Source organism: Pseudoalteromonas sp. NJ631 (assembly GCF_000276645.1).
Lineage (GTDB): Bacteria > Pseudomonadota > Gammaproteobacteria > Enterobacterales > Alteromonadaceae > Pseudoalteromonas > Pseudoalteromonas piscicida.
Window position 1 is genome coordinate 170,219 of record NZ_AKXJ01000004.1, and the last position, 25,410, is coordinate 195,628.

The 25,410-nt window shown below is 42.8% G+C and carries 33 protein-coding genes; 30 read left to right on the top strand and 3 right to left on the bottom strand.

Going from position 1 to position 25,410, the window contains the following annotated elements:
* The first annotated feature begins 132 nt into the window (after positions 1-132).
* From A587_RS0109500 to A587_RS0109520, 5 genes are all read left to right on the top strand, one after another.
* Positions 133-1,827, top strand: a complete 1,695-nt coding sequence (locus A587_RS0109500; protein WP_017217385.1) for an NAD-dependent malic enzyme — start codon at positions 133-135, stop codon at positions 1,825-1,827.
* Between the two features lie 212 nt (positions 1,828-2,039).
* Positions 2,040-2,744 carry an SIMPL domain-containing protein gene (locus A587_RS0109505; protein ID WP_017217386.1) on the top strand — a complete coding sequence of 235 codons (705 nt, stop codon included), beginning with the start codon at positions 2,040-2,042 and terminating at the stop codon, positions 2,742-2,744.
* A gap of 56 nt (positions 2,745-2,800) precedes the next feature.
* Complete coding sequence (locus tag A587_RS0109510; protein WP_017217387.1) at positions 2,801-3,175, top strand: MAPEG family protein; 375 nt, start codon at positions 2,801-2,803, stop codon at positions 3,173-3,175.
* Positions 3,176-3,177: 2 nt separating this feature from the next.
* Positions 3,178-3,831 carry a sulfotransferase family protein gene (locus A587_RS0109515; RefSeq protein ID WP_017217388.1) on the top strand — a complete coding sequence of 218 codons (654 nt, stop codon included), beginning with the start codon at positions 3,178-3,180 and terminating at the stop codon, positions 3,829-3,831.
* A gap of 42 nt (positions 3,832-3,873) precedes the next feature.
* On the top strand, positions 3,874-4,446 hold the full coding sequence (locus tag A587_RS0109520; RefSeq protein ID WP_017217389.1) for a tRNA-(ms[2]io[6]A)-hydroxylase: 573 nt from the start codon (positions 3,874-3,876) through the stop codon (positions 4,444-4,446).
* A gap of 352 nt (positions 4,447-4,798) precedes the next feature.
* On the opposite strand, the gene A587_RS0109525 is transcribed toward A587_RS0109520, so the two are convergent.
* Positions 4,799-5,092, bottom strand: coding sequence for a hypothetical protein (locus A587_RS0109525; RefSeq protein WP_017217390.1), 294 nt, complete (start codon positions 5,090-5,092; stop codon positions 4,799-4,801).
* A 227-nt stretch (positions 5,093-5,319) separates the two neighbouring features.
* Between A587_RS0109525 and A587_RS0109530 the strand changes: the two genes are divergently transcribed.
* From A587_RS0109530 to A587_RS0109550, 5 genes are all read left to right on the top strand, one after another.
* The gene (locus A587_RS0109530) at positions 5,320-5,634 is read left to right on the top strand and encodes a hypothetical protein (RefSeq protein WP_017217391.1); all 315 of its coding nucleotides are present in this window, start codon (positions 5,320-5,322) and stop codon (positions 5,632-5,634) included.
* A 929-nt stretch (positions 5,635-6,563) separates the two neighbouring features.
* Positions 6,564-6,758, top strand: coding sequence for a hypothetical protein (locus A587_RS0109535; protein ID WP_010605426.1), 195 nt, complete (start codon positions 6,564-6,566; stop codon positions 6,756-6,758).
* On the top strand, positions 6,751-7,062 hold the full coding sequence (locus tag A587_RS0109540) for a hypothetical protein (protein WP_017217392.1): 312 nt from the start codon (positions 6,751-6,753) through the stop codon (positions 7,060-7,062). The genes A587_RS0109535 and A587_RS0109540 overlap by 8 nt, the downstream gene beginning before the upstream one ends.
* Complete coding sequence (locus A587_RS0109545; protein WP_010605424.1) at positions 7,059-7,475, top strand: hypothetical protein; 417 nt, start codon at positions 7,059-7,061, stop codon at positions 7,473-7,475. Before A587_RS0109540 ends, A587_RS0109545 begins: the two co-directional genes overlap by 4 nt.
* Positions 7,450-8,100: a hypothetical protein gene (locus tag A587_RS0109550; RefSeq protein ID WP_017217393.1), complete on the top strand. Its 651-nt coding sequence runs from the start codon at positions 7,450-7,452 to the stop codon at positions 8,098-8,100. Before A587_RS0109545 ends, A587_RS0109550 begins: the two co-directional genes overlap by 26 nt.
* On the opposite strand, the gene A587_RS0109555 is transcribed toward A587_RS0109550, so the two are convergent.
* Positions 8,090-8,833 carry a hypothetical protein gene (locus A587_RS0109555; protein ID WP_017217394.1) on the bottom strand — a complete coding sequence of 248 codons (744 nt, stop codon included), beginning with the start codon at positions 8,831-8,833 and terminating at the stop codon, positions 8,090-8,092. The genes A587_RS0109550 and A587_RS0109555 overlap by 11 nt on opposite strands.
* 210 nt (positions 8,834-9,043) lie before the next feature.
* On the opposite strand from A587_RS0109555, the gene A587_RS0109565 reads away from it, so the two are divergent.
* Genes A587_RS0109565 through A587_RS25160 form a run of 11 tightly spaced genes read left to right on the top strand, consistent with a single transcriptional unit; the run spans position 9,044 to position 14,259 of the window.
* The gene (locus A587_RS0109565) at positions 9,044-9,853 is read left to right on the top strand and encodes a major capsid protein P2 (RefSeq protein WP_017217396.1); all 810 of its coding nucleotides are present in this window, start codon (positions 9,044-9,046) and stop codon (positions 9,851-9,853) included.
* Between the two features lie 9 nt (positions 9,854-9,862).
* On the top strand, positions 9,863-10,183 hold the full coding sequence (locus tag A587_RS0109570) for a hypothetical protein (RefSeq protein ID WP_017217397.1): 321 nt from the start codon (positions 9,863-9,865) through the stop codon (positions 10,181-10,183).
* A 3-nt stretch (positions 10,184-10,186) separates the two neighbouring features.
* A complete protein-coding gene (locus tag A587_RS25355) occupies positions 10,187-10,309 on the top strand; it encodes a hypothetical protein (RefSeq protein ID WP_017217398.1) in 123 nt (40 codons plus the stop codon).
* Entirely contained in the window at positions 10,306-10,521 is a 216-nt protein-coding gene (locus A587_RS0109580) for a hypothetical protein (RefSeq protein WP_017217399.1), read from the top strand. The genes A587_RS25355 and A587_RS0109580 overlap by 4 nt, the downstream gene beginning before the upstream one ends.
* Positions 10,518-10,877: a hypothetical protein gene (locus tag A587_RS0109585; RefSeq protein ID WP_017217400.1), complete on the top strand. Its 360-nt coding sequence runs from the start codon at positions 10,518-10,520 to the stop codon at positions 10,875-10,877. Before A587_RS0109580 ends, A587_RS0109585 begins: the two co-directional genes overlap by 4 nt.
* Positions 10,870-11,691, top strand: a complete 822-nt coding sequence (locus tag A587_RS0109590; protein WP_017217401.1) for a hypothetical protein — start codon at positions 10,870-10,872, stop codon at positions 11,689-11,691. The genes A587_RS0109585 and A587_RS0109590 overlap by 8 nt, the downstream gene beginning before the upstream one ends.
* Before the next feature lies 1 nt (position 11,692).
* Complete coding sequence (locus A587_RS0109595; protein WP_017217402.1) at positions 11,693-13,126, top strand: hypothetical protein; 1,434 nt, start codon at positions 11,693-11,695, stop codon at positions 13,124-13,126.
* The gene (locus tag A587_RS0109600) at positions 13,126-13,584 is read left to right on the top strand and encodes a virion protein (protein WP_017217403.1); all 459 of its coding nucleotides are present in this window, start codon (positions 13,126-13,128) and stop codon (positions 13,582-13,584) included. The genes A587_RS0109595 and A587_RS0109600 overlap by 1 nt, the downstream gene beginning before the upstream one ends.
* Entirely contained in the window at positions 13,577-13,957 is a 381-nt protein-coding gene (locus A587_RS0109605; protein WP_010605414.1) for a hypothetical protein, read from the top strand. Before A587_RS0109600 ends, A587_RS0109605 begins: the two co-directional genes overlap by 8 nt.
* A gap of 3 nt (positions 13,958-13,960) precedes the next feature.
* Positions 13,961-14,110 carry a hypothetical protein gene (locus A587_RS25155; protein WP_017217404.1) on the top strand — a complete coding sequence of 50 codons (150 nt, stop codon included), beginning with the start codon at positions 13,961-13,963 and terminating at the stop codon, positions 14,108-14,110.
* Complete coding sequence (locus A587_RS25160; RefSeq protein ID WP_017217405.1) at positions 14,104-14,259, top strand: hypothetical protein; 156 nt, start codon at positions 14,104-14,106, stop codon at positions 14,257-14,259. The genes A587_RS25155 and A587_RS25160 overlap by 7 nt, the downstream gene beginning before the upstream one ends.
* Positions 14,260-14,321: 62 nt before the next feature.
* Here the strand turns inward: A587_RS25160 and A587_RS0109620 are convergent, their stop codons facing one another.
* Positions 14,322-14,801, bottom strand: a complete 480-nt coding sequence (locus A587_RS0109620) for a hypothetical protein (protein WP_017217406.1) — start codon at positions 14,799-14,801, stop codon at positions 14,322-14,324.
* Positions 14,802-15,187: 386 nt separating this feature from the next.
* Between A587_RS0109620 and A587_RS0109625 the strand changes: the two genes are divergently transcribed.
* The 9 genes from A587_RS0109625 (at position 15,188) to A587_RS0109665 (ending at position 25,408) form a co-directional block, all read left to right on the top strand.
* On the top strand, positions 15,188-15,571 hold the full coding sequence (locus tag A587_RS0109625) for a response regulator (RefSeq protein WP_010372856.1): 384 nt from the start codon (positions 15,188-15,190) through the stop codon (positions 15,569-15,571).
* Positions 15,568-16,473: an AAA family ATPase gene (locus A587_RS0109630; protein WP_017217407.1), complete on the top strand. Its 906-nt coding sequence runs from the start codon at positions 15,568-15,570 to the stop codon at positions 16,471-16,473. Before A587_RS0109625 ends, A587_RS0109630 begins: the two co-directional genes overlap by 4 nt.
* Before the next feature lie 14 nt (positions 16,474-16,487).
* The gene (locus tag A587_RS0109635) at positions 16,488-17,417 is read left to right on the top strand and encodes a DUF58 domain-containing protein (protein WP_232288043.1); all 930 of its coding nucleotides are present in this window, start codon (positions 16,488-16,490) and stop codon (positions 17,415-17,417) included.
* The gene (locus tag A587_RS0109640) at positions 17,407-19,350 is read left to right on the top strand and encodes a transglutaminase family protein (protein WP_017217409.1); all 1,944 of its coding nucleotides are present in this window, start codon (positions 17,407-17,409) and stop codon (positions 19,348-19,350) included. Before A587_RS0109635 ends, A587_RS0109640 begins: the two co-directional genes overlap by 11 nt.
* A 1-nt stretch (position 19,351) precedes the next feature.
* Complete coding sequence (locus tag A587_RS0109645; protein WP_017217410.1) at positions 19,352-20,680, top strand: Na+/H+ antiporter family protein; 1,329 nt, start codon at positions 19,352-19,354, stop codon at positions 20,678-20,680.
* Between the two features lie 149 nt (positions 20,681-20,829).
* On the top strand, positions 20,830-21,429 hold the full coding sequence (locus A587_RS0109650) for a response regulator (protein WP_017217411.1): 600 nt from the start codon (positions 20,830-20,832) through the stop codon (positions 21,427-21,429).
* Positions 21,430-21,431: 2 nt separating this feature from the next.
* The gene (locus A587_RS0109655) at positions 21,432-23,330 is read left to right on the top strand and encodes an EAL domain-containing response regulator (RefSeq protein ID WP_010604754.1); all 1,899 of its coding nucleotides are present in this window, start codon (positions 21,432-21,434) and stop codon (positions 23,328-23,330) included.
* Complete coding sequence (locus A587_RS0109660) at positions 23,320-24,459, top strand: response regulator (protein WP_017217412.1); 1,140 nt, start codon at positions 23,320-23,322, stop codon at positions 24,457-24,459. Before A587_RS0109655 ends, A587_RS0109660 begins: the two co-directional genes overlap by 11 nt.
* A complete protein-coding gene (locus tag A587_RS0109665; RefSeq protein ID WP_017217413.1) occupies positions 24,431-25,408 on the top strand; it encodes a response regulator in 978 nt (325 codons plus the stop codon). The genes A587_RS0109660 and A587_RS0109665 overlap by 29 nt, the downstream gene beginning before the upstream one ends.
* Positions 25,409-25,410 lie beyond the last annotated feature (2 nt).

Consider the following 25,410-nt stretch of genomic DNA (forward strand, 5'->3'; position numbering starts at 1 on the left):
TCCAGAAAAATGCGTTTAACGTGCTCTGGAGCGCGTTAATAATGGTCTGATGAGCACTAAATTCATTGTAATTTAATCCTTTTCGACAATAATGAACCCTTAGACTAAAAAATTAGTGTCAAGCTTGTAAATATGACTAAACAAACCGATCCAAATTATCTCTACATTCCCTATTCAGGTCCTACACTATTAGAAACTCCACTGCTTAACAAAGGGAGTGCATTCTCTCAACGCGAGCGTGAAAATTTCAACTTAGCAGGACTAGTTCCTCCTCGTTATGAAACAATTGAAGAGCAAGTTGAGCGTTGTTATCAGCAATATTCAAGCTTTAGCGACAACCTAAACAAGCACATTTACTTGCGTGCTATTCAGGATAACAACGAAACGCTGTATTACCGTTTAGTACGCGATCATTTGGAAGAAATGATGCCAATCATCTACACCCCAACAGTAGGTGATGCATGTGAGAAGTTTTCTGATATCTATCGCAGCTCTCGTGGTTTGTTTATTTCTTATGAAGACCGTTATCAAATCGACGATATTTTACGAAATGCCACTAAAGGCAAAGTAAAAGTTATCGTGGTTACAGATGGTGAACGTATTTTAGGCCTTGGCGACCAGGGTATTGGTGGTATGGGTATTCCTATCGGTAAGCTGGCACTTTACACCGTATGTGGTGGGATCAGCCCAGCTTACACGCTGCCTGTAATGCTTGACGTAGGGACAAACAACGAGAAGCTACTCAATGACCCAATGTACATGGGCGCAAGACACCCACGTATCGGCCAAGCTGAATATGACGAATTCCTAGATCTATTCATTAAAGCGGTTAAACGCCGTTGGCCTAATGTGCTGTTACAGTTTGAAGATTTCGCACAACCTAACGCAATGCCACTATTGAAACGTTACCGCGATGAAATCTGTAGCTTTAACGATGATATCCAAGGTACCGCTGCGGTTACTGTAGGTTCGCTGTTAGCCGCTTGCCGTGTTAAAGGGGCAAAGCTCTCTGAACAAAAAGTGGTGTTTGTAGGCGCAGGCTCTGCTGGCTGTGGTATTGCAGAGCAAATTATTAGCCAAATGATTTCAGAAGGGATAACCGATGAGCAAGCGAGAAGCCAAGTGTTTATGGTGGACCGTTTTGGCCTTCTGACAGAAGGCATGGAAGGGCTAAGAGATTTCCAAGAAGCGCTAGTTCAACAACAAGCAAACCTCGCGGATTGGACATACAGTGGTGAATTTGCATCTTTATTAGATGTAATGCACTGTGCAAAACCAGACATTTTAATTGGTGTATCAGGTCAAGCGGGTCTATTCACTGAGCAAGTGATCCGTGCGATGCATGCAGGATGCGAGCAGCCAATTATTTTCCCATTGAGTAACCCATCACGCCAGGTTGAAGCGCATCCAAAAGATGTGATTGAGTGGACTGATGGTCAAGCAATTGTTGCTACGGGAAGCCCATTTGAACCGGTAGTACACGGTGAGCAAACAATCATCATACCACAATGTAATAACAGTTATATCTTCCCAGGGATCGGCCTTGGTGTACTTGCAGCTAAAGCGAACCGTATTACAGATAGCATGTTGATGGTATCTAGCGAAATGCTTGCTGAATCATCACCACGTGCTAATACCGGCAAAGGTAGCCTACTACCAGCACTAACTGAAATCGAACCGTTGAGTAAGCGCATTGCTTTTGCAGTTGCTAAAAAGGCAATGGAAGAGGGCGTTGCACTTGAAATGGAAGACGACGCAATTTGGGCTGCAATAGAGAAAAACTATTGGCTCCCTAAGTATAGAAATTACAAACGCTGTAGCGTCTAGTTACTTTTACTTAGCTAAAACAGAAATCGCCGCCAACTCACATTGGCGGCGATTTTGTTTATCAATCACGCACAAAATTTGAGTGCACTACGTATCACTTCTCAAAGTGACAACTGCTCATTTTGTTAAAGTTTGTTACCCTGAAATCCAATTCAGTAGTTGTTAATTGAAATATGCTTGAATATGCAGGTATCACATTCTAGGAGCAAAAGATGCGAATTTTAACTGGCTTACTGACATTATGTTTATCTGGATTTAGCTTTGCAGGCGCATTGCCTGACTCGCCGCATTTATATGTTAAAGGCACTTCATTTATTCAAGTACAACCCGATATTGCAACCATCCGCGTTGCCATTACTGAAAAGCAAAAGTCGCTGCCCACAGCTAAAGAAAACGTCGATAAGATTATGGCTAAGGCCATCGAAATCGCTAAACGCTTCGATATTAAAGAAGACGATATTCACGCAGATCAGCTGAATGTCTACAGACAGACACGCTACAATCGTGAATCAAATGAAGAAGAGTTTGATGGTTTTCGTGTGAGCCGCAGCCTGACGGTAAAACTTAAAGACATCAAAAAATACCCAGAGTTACTTCAAGAGTTTGTAGACAGCGGCATCAATCAGTTCAATAACACGGAATTTGGTGTTGAAAATGAAGGCAAGTATCTGCAAAGCCTCAAAAAAGCCGCCATCAAAGATGCAAAGAAAGCAGCTAAAGAGCTGGCAGGCGAGTTTGATGTTGAATTGGCAAAACTGTACTCAGTTTCATTCCAACCAATGCAAACGCCAGTTCAGCCTTACGTGCGCTCTGCGGCAATGGCGATGGAAGCAGATCAAGGCGCATACAAAAATGCGTATAACACAGGTGCAATTACATTAAACGCGGAAGTTTATGCTGTTTACTTAATTGAGTAATACTAGCTGTTAACTAATTAAACTTATACACTAAGCCCTCCATTGGAGGGCTTTTTATGATCACCGGTTTATATGCGGCATTGCTGGCACTAATCTATATTAAACTCAGTTTTAACATAATATCACTCAGACACAGACACAAAGTATCGCTAGGAGATGGCGGTATCGATGAACTGCAAAGTGCTATACGGATCCACGGCAACTTTATTGAGTACACACCTTTCGTACTGTTAATGATGTTGTTACTCGAAACTCAACAAATCAACCCATATCTACTTCATGCTTTTGGCATTGCTTTTTTGTTTTCTCGAGTTGCACACTATGTTGCGCTCGGTAAAACTAACTTTTCAATCAGAAAAGTAGCGATGGCGACAACATATGGGGTAATACTTATTTTAGCGTCATTTAACCTCGTGTATTACTTTATCTAACTATGACAAAACACAAATTTTTGGTAACGGGTTTACCACGAACGGGCACAACAAGTTTGTGTATTGCTGCATTAGGTGCTGGATACAAAACAGCACACACGGCATACACGAGGCAAGCATTAGACTGTGCTGAATTTATTGCTGACACACCCGTTTTCGCTGACTATGAAAAATTATATGCTTTATATCCTGAAGCCAAAATAATCCAGTTAACACGAGAATTTGAGCAATGGCTTCCCTCAATTAAGCGTTTGATGACGGCAATGAAAGAAAATTTACTGTCACAAAGAGGGGGCTTTAACGACACCATTAAGCGTTGTTATTTGGAAACTTTTCCTGATTTTGACAAACATTTTGAAGATGATGTTTATTGGCAGGATTGTTATTACAAGCATCATGATAGGGTGCTTAGATTCGCCAAAATGAATGATATTCCTTTTATTACGGTCAACCTAACCGCTGCTGATGCCGAGCAAACGCTTGCCGAATTTATAGGCGTGACTCAAGAAAAAGTGACCATTCCGCATGTCAATATCGGTGGTAAAGTAACTGCATGGAAGTGGTTTTCACACTCCAATAAAGTCGAATCGACACGTAATGGCAAAGCAGATAAAGACACAGCGCTCTTTAGTATGCAAGTTCGCTCGAGCGCCTGAGTTTGTTATACTCACTACAAGCTGTATATACAAGATAGAATTATGTTTGAATTAAAATATCACACACCTTTTAGCTGGACTGAAAAAGTCCTAGCCGACTTTGATACCTTTCTTCAAGACCACGCCGCTGCAGAAAAAAAAGCAGCCGGAATGGCGATGGCAATGCTTGGTCATTACCCAGACAGGATCAAGCTAGTAAAAGCGATGGCTGATCTCGCAATAGAAGAAATGATCCATTTTAAACAGGTACTTAAGATCTTAACCGAGCGTGGTACACTACTTGGGAACGATCAAAAAGACCCCTATATAAAGCAAATGCGCGCATTGTTCCGCCAAGGCACTGACGAATATTTAATTGATAGATTACTGATTGGCGCAGTAATTGAGGCTAGGGGCCATGAACGTTTTTCTTTAGTTGCAGAAGCGCTTCCTGAAGGCAAAGAGAAAGATTTTTATGTTGCCATTGCCAAATCAGAAGAAAAACACAAAAATCTCTTTGTAGAGCTTGGCTACGAGTATTTCGACAAATTAACGATAGATAACCGCCTAGAAGAAATTCTCATTGCAGAAGCGGATATATGTAAGCGCACTCCATTTAGCGCAGCGCTTCATTAAAAGCAGCCACATGACTCGAACCAATAAAGCCTCAACAAGTTACAGTGTGGCTTTATTGTTTCCCATATTTCTAAATACTTATTCAGTGAAGAGAACGGTTTCACTAGATACACCAATTAAGATATCTAGTTTCGCACAGTGCATTGTGTTCCATTGAATACTTTTGGTTTCAAAACGACTCATATTCGAAGCAACTAATAACGAAATAGTGTAAACCAATAAGACTTCCCTCATCTACAATTTACTTTATTTAACATAACGTAAAACACAGGTTCACCACCCAAATACAAGCCAGTAGGGGCGCGGGTTTAACATGCTGTTTACCCGCAAATTTACGGGGGTAAAATGCTGCCTAAGCAACACTATCTTCCCACAGTTTTGCCGCTTCTTCGTCACCTCTTAATTTCGCTTTGTGAGCTTCAATAATTGCAACGGTTTCAAGGGGTTCAGGATGGTCACCAACAAGAAGTAGTTTAAGAGAGTTTAATTCTGAAAACTCGCGGTTTCCTGTTCTTACATGGCTAAGTGTGTTTGCGCTAATACCTGTTAACTTCGCAACCATGTAGTCAGATTCAACATCTATCACGGTTTTGAACCAATCTAGCAATTCGATTGAATTGGCTATTTTCATAAGTTTTCTCATCATCAACAAAATCCCTATTTTTGATTGTAGACGTAGTACACATCATTTTCACTAGATTACATGGTGTGGATATATTACAAGGTGTGGGTTACGATTCACCTCGTTACTGGTTTTCTCAACTGGAAACAATCCCTTGGCTTTAGCTACTGAGTGTTTACTCAGTAGCTATTTTTCAAAACAAAAATTAAGCCAAGGTGAATATTTACCCATAACCAAGCCAAGGTGAAAGCATGACGGATTACAAAGAAGGCGATTACATAAGTGGAAGACGGGTCGAGATAGTAGGCGACCAGTTATTAATTGAAGAGTGGTATGACTGTGTAGTCATTCGAGAGATATCTATTTGTTTCAAAATGAAAACTATTCATTGTGAAGCAGATGGGCTAATTGTGAACTTCACTCACTTTAAATTTTCCTTGGGATCTCCAACAGTCATGATTTATGAATGCGATAGTTATGTCGGATTGCTTTCACTTAAACAAAATGAATTGGAACAGCTAAAGCTAATGGCTGAGGCCAAAGGTTTATTACGCACGCCAACTTAATCGTTGGCGTTCGTGTTTATAGCTAAAGCTATCACGGTAGCTTTAGCTATAAGCACTCGTTAAATAAACGGCTTTAGGGTTTCGTATTTGCTTTGGATCATAGTGTAAGTGGAGCAGTACGCTTTAGCCGTGCGGGTTGAGTGCCCGAATGGGGTTATCACGGGAACATTGTCAATAGCCCCACCTGTACGAAGCGATAGCGTTACGGCTAGGAGAAGCGCCCAGAGGGGATAATAGGAGTTTCGCACACTCCCGCTCATGACCACTAGGAATACGGCCAAAGCTATGAGAGTGAGCAGGCGGCAACAGGGGAGCGTTAGGTTGAAAGCTCTTGAATAGTCACTCTTGCGGAACGTTTACCACAACGTCCCGCCATCTGAAGCAGGGCTTGGCAAGTAACACTAGCTTTAGCGTTACTTGCCAAGCCTACCTATCGCGTTTCAGATGCAGCGCCGACATTACGATTAGCTTTAGATACCGATTCAGTTCGGTTAGCTCTTTAGCGGTTCGTAAGGGGCTTGCTGCATCTGAAGCGCAGCGAAGATGTAGCAAGGGTGAAGAGCTTCGACCTACGGGAGGCATTATAAACCCAATGAATCGCCCCGCGAGGGGCCATCCTTTTTCTGGGGTGAAAAGGGGGTTATTTTCACCCCATACAACCCCAAGGGCGTAAGTGAGGAGCAAGGCCCTGCAAGGGCTTTCATTACCGCGCCCTTTGGGCGCTAAAAAACATGACCTGTTCATTTCATAGCAAACAAAAAATCTTATAGGGCGGTGCGGTATGTGCGTCAACAAGCCCGCAAGGGCTTTTGTCCACATATCCACGGCTTATTGGGTTGTGCGGTAAGTGTGTCAGCAATCCCGCAAGGGATTCTGTCCACTTATCCACAATTTTCGTTTTTTTTCAATAAAATCATAAGGATAGAGTTTTGAGTGACATAAAATCAAAGATATTCAATGAGTTAGAGCGAATAGCTGTACTTGAAAAGCAGGTAGAAAAGGCCAGCCCGCTCAACATCAAAGCGCCAGCAATTGCACTGGCTAAGTCTCAGCGTAAGGTCATCGCTATGCTGTGCAGCGTTGTATTTGAACCCGAACATCAAAAAGGGGGCGCGAATGGCTAATGAAGTTTTGGGCGTTGTTACGTGTCCACATTGCGGTAGTGACGCCACAGTACACCGTCAGGCGAGCCGAAACGCAAAATTGTACTACCGATGCTACGACGGCCCTAAAGGCCCGTGTGGAACCGTGCAGATCACCTTAGAGGGCGGTCAATGGTGGCTCACTAACAATATGCGCCCATTAACTGGCGCTGAGGCTGAAGAAGCCGCCCATGAAGCCGCAGAGCTTGCCAGAGAGGCACAGCTCAAAGCAGCAAAACAAAAATCAGGAATATTTACCGCTTTATTTGGAGATGATGAAGCATGAGCAACGAAGCAGATCAGCAAGCAATAGACACAATTGCAGAAGAACTAGGCCAACCAGACTTTTCAAGCTTTGAGACAGACAGCCCAGAAATAACAGGCGAGATAATGGCAAGTGAGGGCGGTGGTCAGTCCGTTTCAGTAGGCGCAGGCGATATGACCGTGATTGTCGCAAAGTTTGCCACAGGTTACATGGCAAGGCGTAACGGTGAACACTGGAACTTGCAACCAGAGGAAGCCGAAGAACTGAGCAAAGCAATGGATGCACTTGTGCCAGATATGAATCTATCGCCAACGTGGGCGGCTGTGGCCGTAGTTACAGGCATTTTCGCACCGCGCATTATCACAGATATGCAAATTCAAGAAGAAATCGAAATTAACGGGGGTGAAGATGACCAGAGCAAAGCGGCCAGCTAAGCGGCAAGACCCATCATTACCGAATGAAAACATTCTCATCGTTGGTGCTTCTGGTAGTGGTAAATCTGCGTTCCTACGTGAAACGGTGGATTTTAAACAGCGTAGGATTATTGCATGGGACCCTGAAGAAGATTACCCACTCCCAAGAGTACGAAGCCTTGAGGCATTCTTAAAACTCGCTAGAAAGAGCGGTTTCGGGCCTATACGGTGCGCCTTGACTGTATCGCCTACAGAGGAAAACTTCGAGCAGTTTTCGGCAATCGCGTTTGCGTTGGCTCATGCTGCTGCACCAATGACGATAATCGCGGATGAAATCGCAGACGTTACACGGGTGAGTAAAGCAAGTTTCCATTGGGGGCAGTTATGCCGCAAGGTGCGCAAATATGGCGGGCGGCTATGCGCTATAACTCAGCGCCCGCAAGAAGCGGACAAAACGATTATGAACCAAGTGGAATACACATGGTGTGGCGCACTCAAGACAACGGCCAGCGCTAAGTATATGGCCGCAGAAATGGGGATCACATTAGAGAAATTACAGTCAATTCAAAACATCCACCGCAAGCAGGTTCAATATTGGATCCGTAAAGGGACGGATGCGGCCACAATGGAGACAATTAATTTTTAACTTGCTCGAATTCAATAATAGAACTATTGATTATAGCCATTATATTCGAGTTCTTACATGTAGCGATAACGATGTGTTTATCGCTATTAAATATCACTCTTCCACATACCTTCTTATTTTCATTTGTTTTTATTTTTACTTTTATTTCATATTTTGGAAAGTAATCAATCCTTCCAACTTTCTTAATTTGGGATCCAATTAAAAAAACGCTGAACAATATTACAGCTGAAGCCATAGCATAAAGAACTAACTGATCTTTTTTATGAAGCTTACCTTCAATTAGCTTTTGGGTTTCAGAAACTTTTCTATTAATTGAAGCTTTATGTTTTTGCATTTCTAGAATCGTCCCAATTGAGTCTTTCACATCATATGAAGCTTTCTTTTCTTTGAATCTCTCAATGAACTCTTCAACCGATTTTTGCTGGGCCTCTAAAAGTTTTTTATCATTTTCTAATACCGACTTTCTGAAATGGTACGCATGAACTAACAAGAGAGCGAGTATAATTAAAGATATGATAATTATAAGCATTCTCTCAAACTCTAAAACGCGAAGGGCAAACCAGTACAAGTCAACAAAATCTAGAAACACGGTGTAATCAGCATTAAAAATTGAGAACGTATATTTAGATATAAAAATAGATAGCGCAGTATAAGATGAAATAGTAATAGTAGTTATAAGCTGCCAATGCTCCTTAAAGGCATAAGCAATGGTTCTAAAAGTTTGAAGAATCATCGATTTTTCCAGTTAATTTAAAGCTATAGTAAAGCTAAAACAAGCACTTAAATCTTAGTTTACCCTGCATGTGATTTTAAACAAAGGAGAATCACATGTTCAGTAAAAACCGCCTTATCACTATAGGCATGACAATCGCTATTATCGCGGTCATCAATAAAGCCTCACCGCTTCGCCCAGTTAAACGACTAATCAACTAAGGGGTAGAAGATGCGCGAGATTGTAGCTTTACCAACCATTTCAGGTGTAGCACCTAAAGCCAGTGTTTCCCAGACATTACCAATCGGCATGACCTATGACCGCATTCACATGCAGTATTCAGGGGTAACACCGTCACAAATTACCAACGTGCGCCTTGAACTCAATGGCCGATTGATTACGCAGTACAGCACATTGCAAGACCTTATCGAAGAAAACACACGTTTTAAGCGTGAAGTGAAAGCAGGGATTGCAACGTGGCACTTTGTACGCGATGACATGTCCAGTGCGCTTTACCCAGAACTCATAGAGCAACGCTTCTTTGCATTGGGTACAAATGGGCTAAACACCGCACAAATTCGCTTTGATATTGCGCAAGAAGCCACAGCGCCAGTTATCGAATGCTTTGCTGAAAAGTCAGCGGCCAACGTGCCAGGTACTTTGATGAAGCGAAGAACGTTTGTGTACAAGCTGAACAATGGCCGTACTGAAATCGACAACCTGCCACGCCCAACGAACGCCAGCATCATGGCGATTGCGATTAAAGCGCAGGGTGTTGAAGGGGTTGAATTTCTGGTCGACAACGTGAAGTGGCGTGAGTCAGTGCCGCTGGAGCTGCACAAGCACATCATGCGCCAGAATGGCCGCACACCAATCGCAGACGAGTTTTATCTCGACTTCTGTCTTGAGGGTGACAAGTACAACACCTTGAAATTAGATCCCGCTATTCGAGATATGCGCCTACGTGTGGACTGCACGCAGGAAATACAGGCAGAAGTTGCGGTGTATTACTTTGATGACTTTGCCACAAGTTCATTCTAAGGGGGCTAAATGTCTAACCAAACCATGCTGCCACAAGGTTCACCGCAGCCAACCTCTTGGTTGGGTCAGTTCGGTGGATTCCTTAGTGATGCAGTTGGCGCCTACGCCAATTTCGAGGCGGTCAAGGCGCGTAAGAACTCGACAGGTCAGGGGCGGCTGGAACACGCCGCCACACCTGAACTAGAAAATGGCGCAGCCGTTCAGGTCGAGACTCCAAAAACGACACCTAATTCAGCTCAGCAAGAGACCCTTGTATTTGGTGTACCGCAAAAGACGCTTTTGCTTGGTTTTGGTGGTCTTCTGGTGGTTGGCTTACTGCTAAGGAAATAAGTGATGCAGACACCAAGAAACGTGAAATATTTTGCCTATGGTGTGGCGGTGGCCGCAGGAGGCGCATTACTGGCCGAAGTAGTACGCAGCCTTTACCGCAAGTACACCGCAGGGGGTGAACAATGATGCCGTTAATGGGGGCTGCGATGGGCGGAATGCCCGGCATGACGAATGGGGCGGGCAGTCCCATTAGTTCCAGTGCCAGCTCATCGACAGGTGACCAAACGCAGCGTAACGGGTTCACAGGTGGCGGGGTGTCCTTTGGCACCAATAACAACAATCAGTTGTTGATTATTGGCGGTATTGCCTTAGTCGCGCTGTTCCTTTTGAAAAAATGAACATAGCACCAATTAGCGAGCTGTGGCGGATTAAACGGGCGGCTGGAAGTCCCGCAGATTATGAAGCTATCGCACAAGAGATAAGAGCCAGACACGCAGTTTTTATCCATCACAACGCTTGCTATGCGGTACTACGTAACGACCAAGACGGCCTATGTGTCGTGTGTGCCGAGGGTAAAGCCCTTGGTCAGTTGGCACCTTACATCGTTCAAATTGCCAAAAAGCTCAGCGCCCCCTCAATCGTATTTCATACCAAAAGGCGGGCACTGGCACGCCTACTTAGCGCTTACCACTTTCAATATGAAATGACCGATATCAACGGTTACTTAGTTTACAGGATGGTTCTCAATGGGTAGTAAATCCAATAGTACCAGCCGTCAGTCCACCAATAACACCAGTGTTTCGTTTGGGGTTCAGGGGGATAACAACGGCTTTATGAATGTTGGGGACGGCAACACATACAACATTCAACAAACAGATCATGGTTTAGTAAACGCAATGTCGAACATCGGTGCAGATATGGCCGATACGTTTCAAACGATGACCGATTATCAAACACAGTTTGCATCTGATGCACTGTCAGACGCATTTAATTTCGGCTCTGATATTAACCGCGATTCGCTAGATTTTGCAGAGAATAACAGCGCTCGCGCCTTTGACTTTGGTGCAGATGCACTGGAAATGGGCGGGAATTTAGCCCTCGATGCGATGCAATTTACCAGCGACACAGCCAATACGGCCATGCTGGAAAATGGCGACTTAGCCCGTGCGGTCGTCAACTCAGCAAATGACATGCACGCAGCCAATAACGATTTTGCATCCAACCTATTCGGTGATGCGGTTAATGCCGTGAATGACAGCAACGAACGTGTATCAGAAATGGCGTACTTCACTGCGAACGCAACCAGCGATTTAGCCCGAGATGTTGCGGCCAGTAACGCAGACTTAGCAGGGCTTGCCATTAGCAGTACACAAGACGCACTAAGCGATGCCTATGGCGATGCAGCCGACCAAAGCCGACTGGCGCATAAGCAAGCGCTTCAGTTCGTTGACGATATGAGCCGCAGTGACGGCCAGCAACTCGCATTACAAACCAATAAAACCATGATGTATGTCGTGGTGGGTGTCGTTGGTGTCACCGTTGTCGCCATGATGGCAGGGAGAAAATAACATGTTAGAACGTAGAGTGATTGAAACAAACTTCCCAACTGATATTGATGCTGAAGGGCAGTTCTTTAAGGTCATCAATTCAGAGGTGGAGTTTAGAATAAAAATCTATGCTGTTAACGGCAAAGTGCTTACCGAAACTACCGCAAAAGCAGGTTTTGAAATTACGACAAACCAACTCTTTTCACGTATCCAACTAACGTCAACACAACGACAAGAAATTGAAGTGTGGGTGTCTGCACATAAATTGCAATACGATGCGCCCTCAGCAGGTGCGAACCAAAACCAGAGCTTTTTAATTGAGCACTACGGTGATTCACAGCAAGCACTGCCGTTTGAAGCAAATCGAGTTGCAGTAACACTCTTTTGTGATAAGCCGCTTTGGTACGGTGGCAACGGGGTTGACCTAAATAATGGGATCCCAATTCTACCAAACACGCCTACCCGTATAACTGGCTCTGGTGAACTCCATCTTGCTGTTAATGAGGCAGCGGAGTACACATTAAGTTCAGACATTGAAATGTTGCCACATGGCGCACTCACAAAGTCAGATGTTGACCGCGTGGTGTCATTGTTCGGCAATATGTATGTACTTGATGCTAGCGATATCTACAAGTTAGGACAGGGTGGGTTTACCCAGATTGACCCAGTTGCAGAGCTTGGCGCGGTTGGCTCAACAGCAATCAAAACAGCAGTTGAGTACAAGGGCGGTGTTGCGTGGGTGCAATCTGACCGAGTTTTCTACGGCCACTACAAATCTGCACCGACCAACCATAACCTTGGGTATATATCTACCAATGGCACGCGCCTGATTGTGACCAGTGAATTCAAAGCCGCTGACGGTAACGGGGCGTTTAGTGGTAATGGCATGGTGTGGGAATTAAACACTGAAACGGGTGTGTTTACAAAACTCTTAAATGCGCCTCACGGAAACCGATTAAACGGCGTATTTATCTCGCGTGAGGGGGATATTTTTGCACAGGACTATGGTGCACAAACGATTTATAAACTCGTTGATGGTGCAATGGTGTCGTGTGGTCGGCCTCAAAGCACTATTAATTCACATCACATCAACTGTACAGAAGATGACAATTTTATCATCGTAAACGCCTATGAGGGCCTTGGCGTAATTGATAAATCGACAGGCCTGTTTGTTGACAAATTACCTAACGCTAGTGCCGCATGGATTTACAAAAACTCATGGTATTACATTTCTGGTACGCAGGTTTTTGAGTCTCAGAACCAAGGCGCGTCTTGGTCACTGGTTTACACACACCCTAGCAACATCTCAAAGCCTGTTATTGGTTTCGTCAACAACGCACTCATTGTGACTTCATTTAACGGTTACAGCAGTCCAACAAGCTATATCCAATTCGTACCGATTAAGAAGTGGTCACAGCCTAAGGTCATGGTTAGGGCGCTGAAAGAGGTGATCTGATGCAACAGAAAACCCTGTTTTTAGCATTAGGACTGATATTACTAGGAGGATATTTTATGAAGACCGGTTCACCAAAAGGCATACGTAACAACAACCCGCTGAACATCGAAAAAGGCGAAGATTGGATTGGCATGGTGGGCGATGATGGCCGCTTTGTTATCTTCGAAACGGTAGAACATGGACTAAGAGCAGCAGGGCGCATATTGCGCACCTACGCCTTTAGACATGGCCGCACAACCATCAACGGAATTATCTCCCGTTGGGCCCCACCGTCAGAGAACAAAACACAGAACTACATCAATTTTGTGTCAAAGCGTGCTGGTATTCCAAGTGACAGGCCACTGGCCCAAGCGGAATACCCGAAAGTCATGGAAGCCATGATAATGATGGAGAACGGCGAACAGCCATACAGCATGGAAACCATTCAACGTGGCTTCGATTGGGGGTTCAATGGGTAATTTCATTTCAAAAAATGTCAGCCTATTTGCCACGCTGTACGGTGTGTGGTGGGTATATAACTACTTCAAAGTAGAGAGTAAACCGTTTACCAAATCTGTCGCCAGCGTACTGGCTGAAATCCAATTTGCTGCTAATGGCTCTAACTATATTAAGTACCCCAATGCGGGCTTTGTTTTAGACCCAGACAAACTGAACCCAGATTATACCGTTAGGGATAAGACGTGGTTAAAAGCAATGTCAATGACGCATGATGATCACATGGATTATCTAGAAAGACTGTTCGACGGAAACTTACAGCTTAGGCCACGATACCAGCCGCTAATCGGCCAAATCGTAACGGCTCAGGCATTAGATATGATTGATAAAGGATAGGGTATGGATATGTCTACTATCGTGGTAATTGGTGTGCAAGTCTGCGGTTCTATTGCCACCATCGCCACACTAAAAAACGACATCAACTGGCTGAAAGTCATTATTAACGCGCAAGACGAGCGCATCAAACAATTGGAGGCAAAGATATGCTAACCACACTAGGAAAATACCTGTTAACGAAGTTGGCCACAGAGGCATTCATCAAACGAGTCTGTTTAGCAACGGCCAAGCACCTAGCGGCCAAGAGCAACAACAAGTTGGATGATGAATTAGTAGGGGCTTTGGATGAGGCTTTGAAGTAGTTTGCATTTTGATATTTGTAACGCAAATCAAAAAATGGGCTGCAATATCGCAGCCCAAAATACTAAGCCGACTTGTCCTTTTTCTCCTCAAACCTGAGCATGGCATCCTTGAACCTAAAGCGGTCTGATATTTCAATCAGATCCCGTCCCATTTCCTTGAGTTTTTCGCGTGACCCAACCAAGTCCTTTAAGTGGTCAATTTCTGCCTGTAACGCGATTGTCTGCGCCTCATGGTAATGGGTAGACTTCTGCAAAAAGTCTATTTTGTTTATGTAGTTTGGTTCATACCTTAAGCCGCGAGGCGTCCATAAATAGCCGTCTCGGCATATTCTAAATTCACGCCATTCAGGGTGATTAGAAACACGGCCATCAATGCGCATTTCAAGCATCCTTACTGCACGTGGACAAGGTTTATTCTGGCTTATCCAACGCTCAAGCGTGCGTTCTTTAACTAATAAGAACTCACAAACCTGTTTGCGGTTAAGCTTACCAAAATTCATAAATCCCGCTCTGAAAAGTAACTCTTTAAAGTCAGTCATCATCAATCCTTACTTCCTTTGACGTTGTTTTTGCGTCGAGCGTCCTGCGCGGAAGTGGGTTTTTATATGAAATTTTTCGATTAATAAATTTAGAACAATCAATTTTGCTAATGATACAGGAAAACGAGAAAACTTATAAAAACAAGGCTTAGAGGGGGATTTTTGATTCAACTGTACAACGACCGTCAAAATGTCGCAAAATAAGCTATTTAACATAACGTAAATTATGGGATATTTAAAATAGCATAAGGAAAACCAAGTAAATCACCATAATTATGTCCAATACTAGACGGTATCGGACATTAATGAAAGTTTACTGTATTTTCTATTGAGCTATGGTTTCGCTTTTTATAGTATGTGGTTGAATTTGTAATTTGAAGTATCGACATATGGAATTTGTAAGACCGCTAGAACCAATCTTGATAATTGATGACGCTGTTGAGATCAGAGATTTTCTGACACAGATTTTGGAGAACTTAGGGTTTGAAGAAGTTTATGGTTGTGAAGACTTTGATTCAGCAAAGCCGCTACTAAAGCACAAACAGCCCAGTGTTGTCTTCTTAGATATTGAGCTTCCCGATACAGATGGCACCGAAATTCTTTCCTACATCAACGAAAACTTTCCTGTGGCCCATGTCATCATGTGCTCGGGTCATAATAGTATGGAGAATGTTCAAAACACTTGGGAACTTGGTGCTAAGGGCTTTATCGCTAAACCTTTCAATGCACATAAAGTGGATTCGGTAATGAAGCGTTTAGAGCTGGTTACATGAATGAAGAGATAAAGAAACTTACCGATGCGCTCTCTACCGTTATTTTAGAAAAGCCTGAACAAATAAAACTCGCGATCTGCAGTCTTTTGTGTCGCGGCCATCTTCTAATCGAAGATTTACCAGGTATGGGTAAGACAACGCTATCTCATTCTCTTGCTGATGTGTTAGGTCTGACATATCGTCGCGTGCAATTTACGAGCGATCTGCTCCCAGCTGATATTACCGGCACTTCTATTTTTAACCGTGAACATCAGTCTTTTGAATTCCATCCTGGTCCAATTTTCAGCCAAGTTTTACTGGCCGATGAAATCAACCGCGCAAGTCCAAAAACTCAAAGCGCCTTGTTGGAGTCCATGGAAGAACATCAAGTAACCATCGATGGCGTAAGCCATGAGCTCCCTAGCCCATTTTTCGTTATTGCAACGCAAAATCCTCAGCATCAATCTGGCACACATCCACTGCCTGAGTCACAACTAGACCGATTTTTTATGCGTATAAGCTTAGGATACCCCTCGGAAATGGCAGAAGCGCAGCTAATTAAATTAGCTGGAAAAGCAAGAAAACTGACTCAAGCACCACAAGTGATCGATGGTAAAACATTATTGGCGTATCAACAAGTTGTACCTGACATTGTGCTAAGTGACGCTATTATTGATTACATCCTTCGCTTAGTTAACTACACACGCAGCTCAGGTCAATTTAGCGATCCTCTGTCACCAAGAGCTAGCATTGCACTTGCAGCCGCAAGTCGTGCATATGCGTTTATTAGTGGTCGAGATTTCGTGATCCCCGATGATGTTCAAGCCGTTTTCACTTCAGTCTGTGCCCATCGACTTGGCGTTACCACGACTAATGAAGCAGAAGTTCAGACACAGGTCTTTCAAAACGTACCGGTACATTAAGCATGATTAACCGCTTGAAACGGAAAGTTAAGCAGCATGTTTATAAACGACATCAACGCTCAGAAATACGGTTATCTCATAATAATATCTACATACTGCCATCTAAGGATGGCGGTTTTTTTATCGCTGTGGCTTTGCTTAATTTTGTATTGGGGATCAACTATCAGAATAATCTAATCCTTGCAGTGTCCTACATTATGGCTGTGATGATGATAGCCGCCCTATTTTTAGGTTTTTTTAACTTGAACAATACAAATGTCCGATATTTGGGAAGTAATGCTAATTTTAGCCCATATAGTTCATCTATTAGACTCAGTATTTCATCTAGCGCAGAGATCCAATCTCTCAGACTATCAAGTGAATACAACCAAACGGCTACCCATATTTCCAAAGTGAGTGATGAAAAAGTTCTCGAGCTAAGTGCCCCTGAATTACCTCGTGGCGTATATGATACGGGGGTAATTAAAATCCTCAGCTACTTCCCATTTGGCCTTATTCGTACCTGGTCGTATATAAAACCAAACGATGCTTTCTACGTGTACCCTACTCCATTGCCCGTTATAGACACAGAGTTTAGCTTCGGCAGTGCCTCGAATACTAGCCAAAGCATACAAAAGAAAGAGCGTTCAGTTGAGTTCGACCATCTTTCTCAATATCAAAAAGGGATGAGTTTAAGCCGCGTTTCTTGGAAGCATTACGCCAAGACTGACCAAATGTTAATTAAACAGAATGCACCGGAGTCGGCCGATTTACACCGCATTATTTTCGATTATTCTAAGCTTTCAGGCAGCAAAGAAGAACGTCTGAGTAAACTCTGTACTATGGTGCTTGACGCCGACAAGCAACAAACAAGTTATGCCCTGTTATTGCAACAAAACAGGATCCCGTTCGGTCAAGGTGAAACCCATAAACTAAGTTGCTTGGAGGCATTAAGTGAATTCTAGCTTCCCAAAATGGTACTACAGCACATCACTATTTTTATGGCTGCTGAGCATTATTCTTGTCGATGATTTTGGTATCGGCTTTGTCGGGTTATGTACCGTTTTAACACTATGGCAAGCATCGAGGTTGGTGACTAAACCAAGCGTGTTAAGCATTCGCTTTATTAACTTGGTCACTTTACTCGGCGCCATTGCAACGGCCTCATTAATAGGTCTAAAAAACAGCGTGAATGTTTTCGTGGCTTTGATGTTGGTTGCATCGCTACTTAAACAAGTGCATGCCACGCAAGCCCGCCAATTTACACAAATATGTATTTTGAATTTCTTTACTTACCCGTGCTTATTTCTTTTTACACAAAGTATATTTGCAGCATTTTTGGTATTAATTTTGTTGGCTGTTAATTTAGCTATCATGCTTAATCTCGAGCAAAACCTAAGGTTCAAATCTGCGCTTAAGGTAAGCGCAAAGGGATTGGTATTGGTGCTGCCCGTGGCTACTTTATTAGTTGTTTTTTTACCAAAACTCCCGGCATTTTGGCAGTTACCTGCACCGCAGAATCAAGCAAAAACAGGATTATCTGAGAATGTAGATCCTTTCAATATTGCAAACTTATCCCAGTCCAGCGACTTGGTGTTTCGGGCGTCATTTGAGGACACTCGACAAACGGGACCTTTCTATTGGAGAGCTATTATTCATGATGAATTTGACGGACGGCAATGGAAAGTCTCTGAGTATCAAGGTACCAATGTCAGAGCGTTGCCAAAAGACCCGATTGGCGCAGCAACCATTATTGCACAGCCAAGCCAACTTCCTTGGTTGTACGGCCTGTCATACTCTTATTCGAAAAGCGCTAAGTTGAATAGTAATGTGTTTGGCACGGTCTATTTGAAAAACCTATCAGCAAAACCTGTCGAGTATCAAATCGATTTCACTGACTTTGAACCCCAAGATTCGTTAAGACCTTGGTATTATAGGCGTAGCACCGCATTACCTGACGGCATTAATCAACAGGCAAGGCAGCTGGCCCGCGATTGGGATAGTCAATCGACAACAACGAGCCAATTCATTGAATTAATGAAGCGCTATTTTTTGCAAAATGGTTTCGTCTATACCCTAACACCAACTACAGCGCAATCTGATGATAGGATTGATGACTTTTTATTTAGCTCGTTTAATGGATTTTGCGGTCACTACGCCTCTGCCGCGGCATTTCTACTACGCAGCGCGGGTATCCCCGCTCGCTTGGTATCTGGTTATCTGGGCGGTGAAAAAAATGACAATCAAGGCTATTACAGCGTTTATCAATATGACGCACATGCTTGGGTTGAATATTTTACGCCGGGAATTGGCTGGCAACGCTTAGACCCAACCGCCTGGATTGCCCCAGAGCGCATGACAGGGAGTCTTTCTCAGTTAGAACAATTATCGAGCGAGTTCAAAAGCGGTTTGGGCTACAGCTTAATTGGGTTGTCTAATTGGCAATCTATTAATTGGTTGCGATTGCAGCTCGAGGAGCTTGACTATCAGTGGACTCGCGTCGTCATTAATTTTGACAAAGAAAAGCAAGGCGCTCTGTTTAAAGAGTGGTTTGGGAGTAATGGTCAACTTTGGGCCGGAATATTTTCTCTGTTTATGCTGCTTTTGCTCTCAATTGCGCTATTTTACCTTAGCAAGCAGCTTACTCGGCATAAACGCCCTATCGAACTTATCTATTACAATGCTATAGTGTCCGATTTCAAAGGGCAGCTAAGTGGCACTACGGCGAAACAACATATTGTTGAGTTATGTAAGTTATTTCCAGAGTTAGATGCGTCGCTTTGGCAGTTTTATCAATTAATTGAAAAGTCACAGTATCAACAAAAACCACTTAATAAACTTGAGCTTGGTGAGTTGAAGAGGTTGTATAAATCAATAAAAAGAAAGGCAAGAAAATAGTATGAATGCTGTTATTTTGGGCGTCTTGCTCATGCTGGGGTTAACCCTCTTTAGAATAAATGTAATTGTCGCCATGACCGTCAGTGCAATAGCTGCGGGCTTAGTGGCCGGTTTAGATTTGAAGACAACCTTAAACGCTTTTAATGATGGGCTATCTGGTGGCGCAGAAATAGCCTTAAGCTATGCCATGTTAGGTGGGTTTGCAGTTGCTATTTCAAAGTCTGGCTTAACTCAAATTCTCGCGCAAAAGCTGCTCAAATTGGTTAACGCCAATGATAGCGAAGGCTCAACGTTTTTAAGCATGTTTATAATGGTAATCATCTTGGCTTGCTCGATTGCGTCGCAAAACCTCGTACCAGTCCATATTGCGTTTATTCCTATCCTCATTCCGCCGCTATTAGTCGTACTGAACAAGTTGACGATAGACCGCCGTGCGATTGCGTGTATTTTAACGTTTGGCTTAGCGACCAGTTATATGGTGTTGCCATATGGATTCGGTGGCATTTACCTTTACTCTATTTTGCATAAAAACCTTGTAGACAATGGTTTAGAATTGGTTAAGTTCGACGTGCCATACGCTATGGTGATCCCTGCGCTTGGTATGCTGATTGGCCTGTTGATTGCCGTTTTCATTACTTATCGTAAAAAGCGAGTTTATGAGGTGAGTCAACAGCAACGTACTCAGTCAAACACAGTACCGGAAGGCAAAGAAGCAACTAAAGTGATGATCGTCGGCGGCGCTGCGGTGTTGGCTTCTCTTATTGCACAAAATAACAGTGGCTCAATGATATTAGGTGGGCTCGTTGGCGTGATGATTTTTAGCCTCTTTGGTATTGTGAAATGGGAACAAAACTCCGATGTTTTCAGCAAAGGCGTGGCGATGATGGCAATGATAGGTTTTATCATGATCTCAGCTCAAGGCTTTGCCTCTGTCATGAAAGCAACGGGCGATGTGGCAAGTTTAGTAGCAAGTTGTGCCGATTTTGTAGGCGACAATAAACCGCTTGCCGCTGCGATGATTTTGCTTGTTGGCTTACTTATTACCATGGGAATTGGCAGCTCATTTTCAACCGTGCCAATCATTGCCACGCTATTTGTACCTTTGTCTCTAGAAGTTGGCTTTTCTGCTATGGCTACCGCCGCCTTGGTGGGAACCGCGGGCGCTCTAGGCGACGCGGGCTCTCCTGCATCAGATTCCACACTTGGACCAACTTCTGGCTTAAATGCCGACGGCCAGCACGATCACATATGGGATTCCGTGGTGCCTACATTTATTCACTTCAACATCCCACTACTCTGCTTCGGCTGGATAGCCGCGATGGTGTTATAGGTTTATACATTCATGATGGTATCAAGGCTCCCCGCCTTGATACCTTTAGCTCATAAACATACTCTATTTTCTTTGTCTCTAATGTCGCTTTTGTCTTATTAGTTTTCTTGTGCTATACCAATAGGTAAGAGAATTAAAGCAAAAAGACTATGCAAACACTTAAACCAAGCGAAATAGCCAGTTACTGTAACGTACACCAACGCAGTGTGAGTCGTTGGATTGCCAATGGCGAATTAAAAGGTCATAAGCTTCCTGGACGCGGTAACTACCGTGTCTTACTTGAAGACTTTTTATCCTTTTTAAACAAGCACAAAATCCCCCTTTCGCAAGACTTTATTAGCGACTATCAAATCGCAGAAAGTGGTCTACACTCTGATAAAGAACGGGATTTAGCTAAGGTGCTTATCATTGATGACGAGCCCCAGTATAGAAAAGCGATACGACGAGTGATAGGCAACGATTATTTGATACAAGAAGCTGGGGATGGCTTTATGGCAGGCATTGCCATCTCGGAGTTTAAACCAAGTTTAATCACGCTCGATCTTTCCATGCCGGGAATGGATGGCTTTCAAGTGATCTCATTTATCCGCGAAAAAGAAGAATTTAAAGCGATTAAGATTTTGGTGGTCTCTGCGTTAAATGATGTAGAACTTGAAAAGGCCAAAGCGATGGGCGCCAATGATGCCCTTTCTAAACCGTTTGATAACTCTATTCTGTTAGAAAAAATTAATGCGCTAATACAGGGGTAGCTATGAATGCACCTATCATGTTGGTTGATGATGAAATTGATATTCTAAAGTCGCTTAAACGCACTCTGCGTTTACAGCATTATGAAGTGGTATATACCGATGACCCAAGACAAGCGCTTGGTTTGATACAAGAGCACAAACCGCATGTGCTTATTACTGATTTCAGAATGCCCAACATGAATGGCCAAGAGCTTATCCAAGAAGTGAAAAAGCATGATCCTAGTATCGAATGCATCGTGCTCAGTGGACAAGCTGATTATGACGATATGAAGTCGCTGATCAACGCGAATAATACCTTTAAGTTTTTATCCAAGCCTTGGAATAACGAAGAGCTGTACACAACGATAGAAGCGGCACTCACAAACCATCACAAAAACGAATTAAAAACCCAAATCCTGCGTAATAATAATGCACCTTTAGTCGAAGTAAATACCATAGGTAATGTCATCGATTGCAATTACGCTTACACGGAATTAGTGTTGAACGAGGTCAATAAAGGTAATTTCTTTCAACTGTTTAATTTTGAAAGTGATAAATGCCTTGATGATTTTACTGAGCGTAGAATTGCAACACTAAAAAGCTCAGGGGTGTTATGCCAAGTTGAGCTCAAGCTAAAAACAGAATCCAGCTACTTACTTATCATTAAACCCCTCTCCAGCGAGCAGGATAAATATCCTAACTTCTATCAGAGCAAACTGGGCTTTCTCGAACATATCAATCGCACCGATAACTCTGTCATGATCTGCCTGAAAATTCGAGATTTGTTGGTTAAGAATATTATTTCCAATACCCCAATATATTCTGATACGTTTAAAAAAATCATAGATCATGCTCTATTGAGCGAAGCGACTCATTTTTCGATGCTTGAAATCAGCTTTGATCAAGCCATTTTCTGGCTAGATTCAGTACAAAGTGAAATTGAGGTACACAAGTTTTTAGATGAGTTAATCAACTCAATTAAACAATTTTTCATTCGCAAAAATATCCAAATCAAGTTCTCTGTCTCGTATACCATGATTGAGCCTGAGCAGCCACTCTCGGAAGCAATAGACAGCTTAGTTATCTATACCCAATTTGTTTGCGAGTCACGCACTGATTTCTATATGCGTTATTCGCAATCACTGCTTTCAGAAAAACTAAACGAGCATAAAGTCTCTGAAGCATTATTTAACGCCGTTGATAATGATGAGTTTTATCTAAGGTTCCAGCCCAAGCTTAATTTAAATGAACATTCAATCAATAGTTGTGAAGTGTTAATTCGCTGGAAGAACACCCAGTTTGGCGCTAACTCACCAGATTATTTTATTCCGTTGGCAGAAAAAGACGGACAAATAGTCAAAATAGGAACTTGGGTGCTTGAGCAGGCGTGTATCGCACTGTGCGAATGGCAAAAGGAAGAACTTGAGATCCAAAAAGTTGCAGTGAATGTTTCACCTTATCAACTTTCCGATCCCTGCTTTGTACAAACCATGTATTCGATTATTGAAAGGTATTCGCTCAAACCCGAGCAATTCGAGTTAGAAATCACCGAGAACTTTGTTTTAGAAAATCTCGAGCAAGCTAAAACTAAATTACTACAATTAAAAGAAATCGGATTCTCCATTGCCATCGATGACTTCGGTACGGGCTATTCCTCATTGGGCTATATTTCAAAATTGCCAGTGGATGTTATCAAAATTGACAAAAGCCTGATTGAAAACATCGACAGCTCGAAATCAGCTCGAGATCTTGTCCAAAATGTTATTCGATTAGTTCACGACCTTGAATTAAAAGTTGTCGCTGAAGGTATAGAAACCGTGGAACAGCTTGAAATTCTAGAACAGTTAAAATGCGATGAAGTACAAGGATATCTCATCGGAAAACCTGTTTTGCTTGAGGAGTTTACTCACTATGTCTATTAAAAGCCTAGTGCCACGGATTGTGCTCGTTGATGATGATGAGTTAATGTTGAAGTCGCTCCACCGCCACTTCAAAATCAGCATGGAAGGCGCTGAAATATTGACCTTTTCATCACCTAAACAATTCATAGAATCCCTAGATACGTTAGCGAGCATCGACATCTTAGTGAGTGACTACCTTATGCCATCGATTAACGGTGTTGAATTAATCAATATCGTGAGGCGCCGTTATCCACAAGTCCTCACCGTGTTGTTAACCGGCGATACCACAGGCAAGGTACTGTGTAAGTCTTCAATTTCTGCGACCTTTATCGTCGCTAAGCCATTTAGAAGAGAAGAATTCGATGAGGTTATCACCGCTTTTTATCGACTCAATGAGCTGCCATTAAGTGAAGCAATAAAGCGTGCGCTAAATGAAACTTTCATTGAAAACGAATTGCCTATCTTGCTAAGTAAAATTGAAGACATTGATTTAGATTTTCACAAGCTTGAAGCAATGCTGGAACAAGAGGTGCTCATTCAAGCTAAATTATTCCACCTATGTAACAGTGCTTATGTGGGATTATCGACTAAGCAATACTCCCTCTCTACCGCAATTAAGACGCTCGGTGTAGATTTGGTTTCTGCAATTATTGTCTCTGTGTGTTATCACAATATGGTCTCAGCCAGATATGATATCGCAAACTGTGAGCAGTTAAGCGATATTAACTTTAGAAAGGTCAAGTTACTTAAGGAATTGGTACATAAGCTACATGACGCATCAATTGACTCTGAGCGCATTGTTTTTCTTCAATCTTTATTATTTCTTGGCGAGCTCGGCTCAGAAATAGCTCAACTTATAACCGAAAGCCAATGTCATTCCCCACAGAGTTGCTATACCGAGAAGTTGCATATCGCCCTTTATACTGCCACGTTAATTGGCTACGAGTCAGCCATCACAGATCAATTGTATGCACTCATTAAAGCCCTAGAAACGGGTAGCTCAGATTGCAATGCTACGAAGCTATTATTGCTAATAGACACTATCACCAATAAAGAAGTCAATCAGACGGTGATCAATATCTTTTTTGATCAAAAGAGCCAAGATTGGTTGGAGCTTTTCTATGAACTCAGAAGCAAATACTTTAGTTAGTTACAAAGTACTGATATTAGACGATGAAACGTCAATACTTAAGGCGTTAAAACGAGTTATACGGCTGCCTTCGGTAGAGGTTGTCAGTTTTGATAATCCTTTTGAAGCTCTTGAGTACATAGACACGCACCCTGTTCAGGTTATTATCTCTGATTTTAGAATGCCGCTCATGAATGGCGGAGATTTTCTAAAACGAGCCAAAAAAATGAACCCTGGTGCAATTGGCCTAATTCTTAGCGGTTACACCGACTCCGATATGCTTATTGATATGATTAATAGCAAGGTTGCGCATAAGTTTTTGTGTAAACCATGGGAGAACGACAAATTACTCGAAGAAGTTAATGCAGCAATAGACGTATACAATAATAATTATTTTAAAACGGTGTTACAGGAACAACTAAAAAAGCGTGATTGTCCACGGGTATTAATCAATAATGAAGGCCAAGTTGTCGAGCATAATCTCAGCAAAGACATTGAATCTCAGATTCTTGCAGAGTTCTCGGCATGCTTTAGTGGTAATGGTATCTACCACACTCCTCTTGGTGTTTTAAGATGTGAGATCCGCAGCAATCCAAAAGACGAAGAGTTCTATCTGATCACCATAGAAAAAGTCGAAGTAACAGACGAAATTAACGTCTATGAAGTTATCACCGAACTGCTATTATGTTACTCGATAAACCCCGTTCTCACTTACTATGCGTTGCCAACTTGCGAACTCACCACAGCGAAATTGGCAGCTGCGGCGCAAGAAGTTTTCAGAAACTATAAAATATTACCATCACCGACCCATAACTATCTGTTCGTACTGGATAACATTGAGCAATCCTTACTGCCAAGAAAACAGATAGAACTAGAAATTCAGTTGGAAAAGTTACTTGATACCGCGCTACCTCACGAGATACAAAGTAATACCACTCAACTTGCTGCATTTTTAAATAATGGAGAGTAGGC

What these genes read in the sequence shown, in the direction of transcription:
- A587_RS0109525 (WP_017217390.1), bottom strand. Translation starts at nt 5,092, where the DNA reads ATGATGAGAAAACTTATGAAAATAGCCAATTCAATCGAATTGCTAGAT.
- A587_RS0109650 (WP_017217411.1), top strand. Translation starts at nt 20,830, where the DNA reads ATGCAAACACTTAAACCAAGCGAAATAGCCAGTTACTGTAACGTACAC.
- A587_RS25355 (WP_017217398.1), top strand. Translation starts at nt 10,187, where the DNA reads ATGCAGACACCAAGAAACGTGAAATATTTTGCCTATGGTGTGGCGGTG.
- A587_RS0109565 (WP_017217396.1), top strand. Translation starts at nt 9,044, where the DNA reads ATGCGCGAGATTGTAGCTTTACCAACCATTTCAGGTGTAGCACCTAAA.
- A587_RS0109550 (WP_017217393.1), top strand. Translation starts at nt 7,450, where the DNA reads ATGACCAGAGCAAAGCGGCCAGCTAAGCGGCAAGACCCATCATTACCG.
- A587_RS25155 (WP_017217404.1), top strand. Translation starts at nt 13,961, where the DNA reads ATGGATATGTCTACTATCGTGGTAATTGGTGTGCAAGTCTGCGGTTCT.
- A587_RS0109660 (WP_017217412.1), top strand. Translation starts at nt 23,320, where the DNA reads ATGTCTATTAAAAGCCTAGTGCCACGGATTGTGCTCGTTGATGATGAT.
- A587_RS0109595 (WP_017217402.1), top strand. Translation starts at nt 11,693, where the DNA reads ATGTTAGAACGTAGAGTGATTGAAACAAACTTCCCAACTGATATTGAT.
- A587_RS0109570 (WP_017217397.1), top strand. Translation starts at nt 9,863, where the DNA reads ATGTCTAACCAAACCATGCTGCCACAAGGTTCACCGCAGCCAACCTCT.
- A587_RS0109585 (WP_017217400.1), top strand. Translation starts at nt 10,518, where the DNA reads ATGAACATAGCACCAATTAGCGAGCTGTGGCGGATTAAACGGGCGGCT.
- A587_RS0109510 (WP_017217387.1), top strand. Translation starts at nt 2,801, where the DNA reads ATGATCACCGGTTTATATGCGGCATTGCTGGCACTAATCTATATTAAA.
- A587_RS0109540 (WP_017217392.1), top strand. Translation starts at nt 6,751, where the DNA reads ATGGCTAATGAAGTTTTGGGCGTTGTTACGTGTCCACATTGCGGTAGT.
- A587_RS0109645 (WP_017217410.1), top strand. Translation starts at nt 19,352, where the DNA reads ATGAATGCTGTTATTTTGGGCGTCTTGCTCATGCTGGGGTTAACCCTC.
- A587_RS0109605 (WP_010605414.1), top strand. Translation starts at nt 13,577, where the DNA reads ATGGGTAATTTCATTTCAAAAAATGTCAGCCTATTTGCCACGCTGTAC.
- A587_RS0109655 (WP_010604754.1), top strand. Translation starts at nt 21,432, where the DNA reads ATGAATGCACCTATCATGTTGGTTGATGATGAAATTGATATTCTAAAG.
- A587_RS0109600 (WP_017217403.1), top strand. Translation starts at nt 13,126, where the DNA reads ATGCAACAGAAAACCCTGTTTTTAGCATTAGGACTGATATTACTAGGA.
- A587_RS0109530 (WP_017217391.1), top strand. Translation starts at nt 5,320, where the DNA reads ATGACGGATTACAAAGAAGGCGATTACATAAGTGGAAGACGGGTCGAG.
- A587_RS0109665 (WP_017217413.1), top strand. Translation starts at nt 24,431, where the DNA reads ATGAACTCAGAAGCAAATACTTTAGTTAGTTACAAAGTACTGATATTA.
- A587_RS0109545 (WP_010605424.1), top strand. Translation starts at nt 7,059, where the DNA reads ATGAGCAACGAAGCAGATCAGCAAGCAATAGACACAATTGCAGAAGAA.
- A587_RS25160 (WP_017217405.1), top strand. Translation starts at nt 14,104, where the DNA reads ATGCTAACCACACTAGGAAAATACCTGTTAACGAAGTTGGCCACAGAG.
- A587_RS0109580 (WP_017217399.1), top strand. Translation starts at nt 10,306, where the DNA reads ATGATGCCGTTAATGGGGGCTGCGATGGGCGGAATGCCCGGCATGACG.
- A587_RS0109500 (WP_017217385.1), top strand. Translation starts at nt 133, where the DNA reads ATGACTAAACAAACCGATCCAAATTATCTCTACATTCCCTATTCAGGT.
- A587_RS0109520 (WP_017217389.1), top strand. Translation starts at nt 3,874, where the DNA reads ATGTTTGAATTAAAATATCACACACCTTTTAGCTGGACTGAAAAAGTC.
- A587_RS0109625 (WP_010372856.1), top strand. Translation starts at nt 15,188, where the DNA reads ATGGAATTTGTAAGACCGCTAGAACCAATCTTGATAATTGATGACGCT.
- A587_RS0109555 (WP_017217394.1), bottom strand. Translation starts at nt 8,833, where the DNA reads ATGATTCTTCAAACTTTTAGAACCATTGCTTATGCCTTTAAGGAGCAT.
- A587_RS0109590 (WP_017217401.1), top strand. Translation starts at nt 10,870, where the DNA reads ATGGGTAGTAAATCCAATAGTACCAGCCGTCAGTCCACCAATAACACC.
- A587_RS0109505 (WP_017217386.1), top strand. Translation starts at nt 2,040, where the DNA reads ATGCGAATTTTAACTGGCTTACTGACATTATGTTTATCTGGATTTAGC.
- A587_RS0109620 (WP_017217406.1), bottom strand. Translation starts at nt 14,801, where the DNA reads ATGATGACTGACTTTAAAGAGTTACTTTTCAGAGCGGGATTTATGAAT.
- A587_RS0109630 (WP_017217407.1), top strand. Translation starts at nt 15,568, where the DNA reads ATGAATGAAGAGATAAAGAAACTTACCGATGCGCTCTCTACCGTTATT.
- A587_RS0109515 (WP_017217388.1), top strand. Translation starts at nt 3,178, where the DNA reads ATGACAAAACACAAATTTTTGGTAACGGGTTTACCACGAACGGGCACA.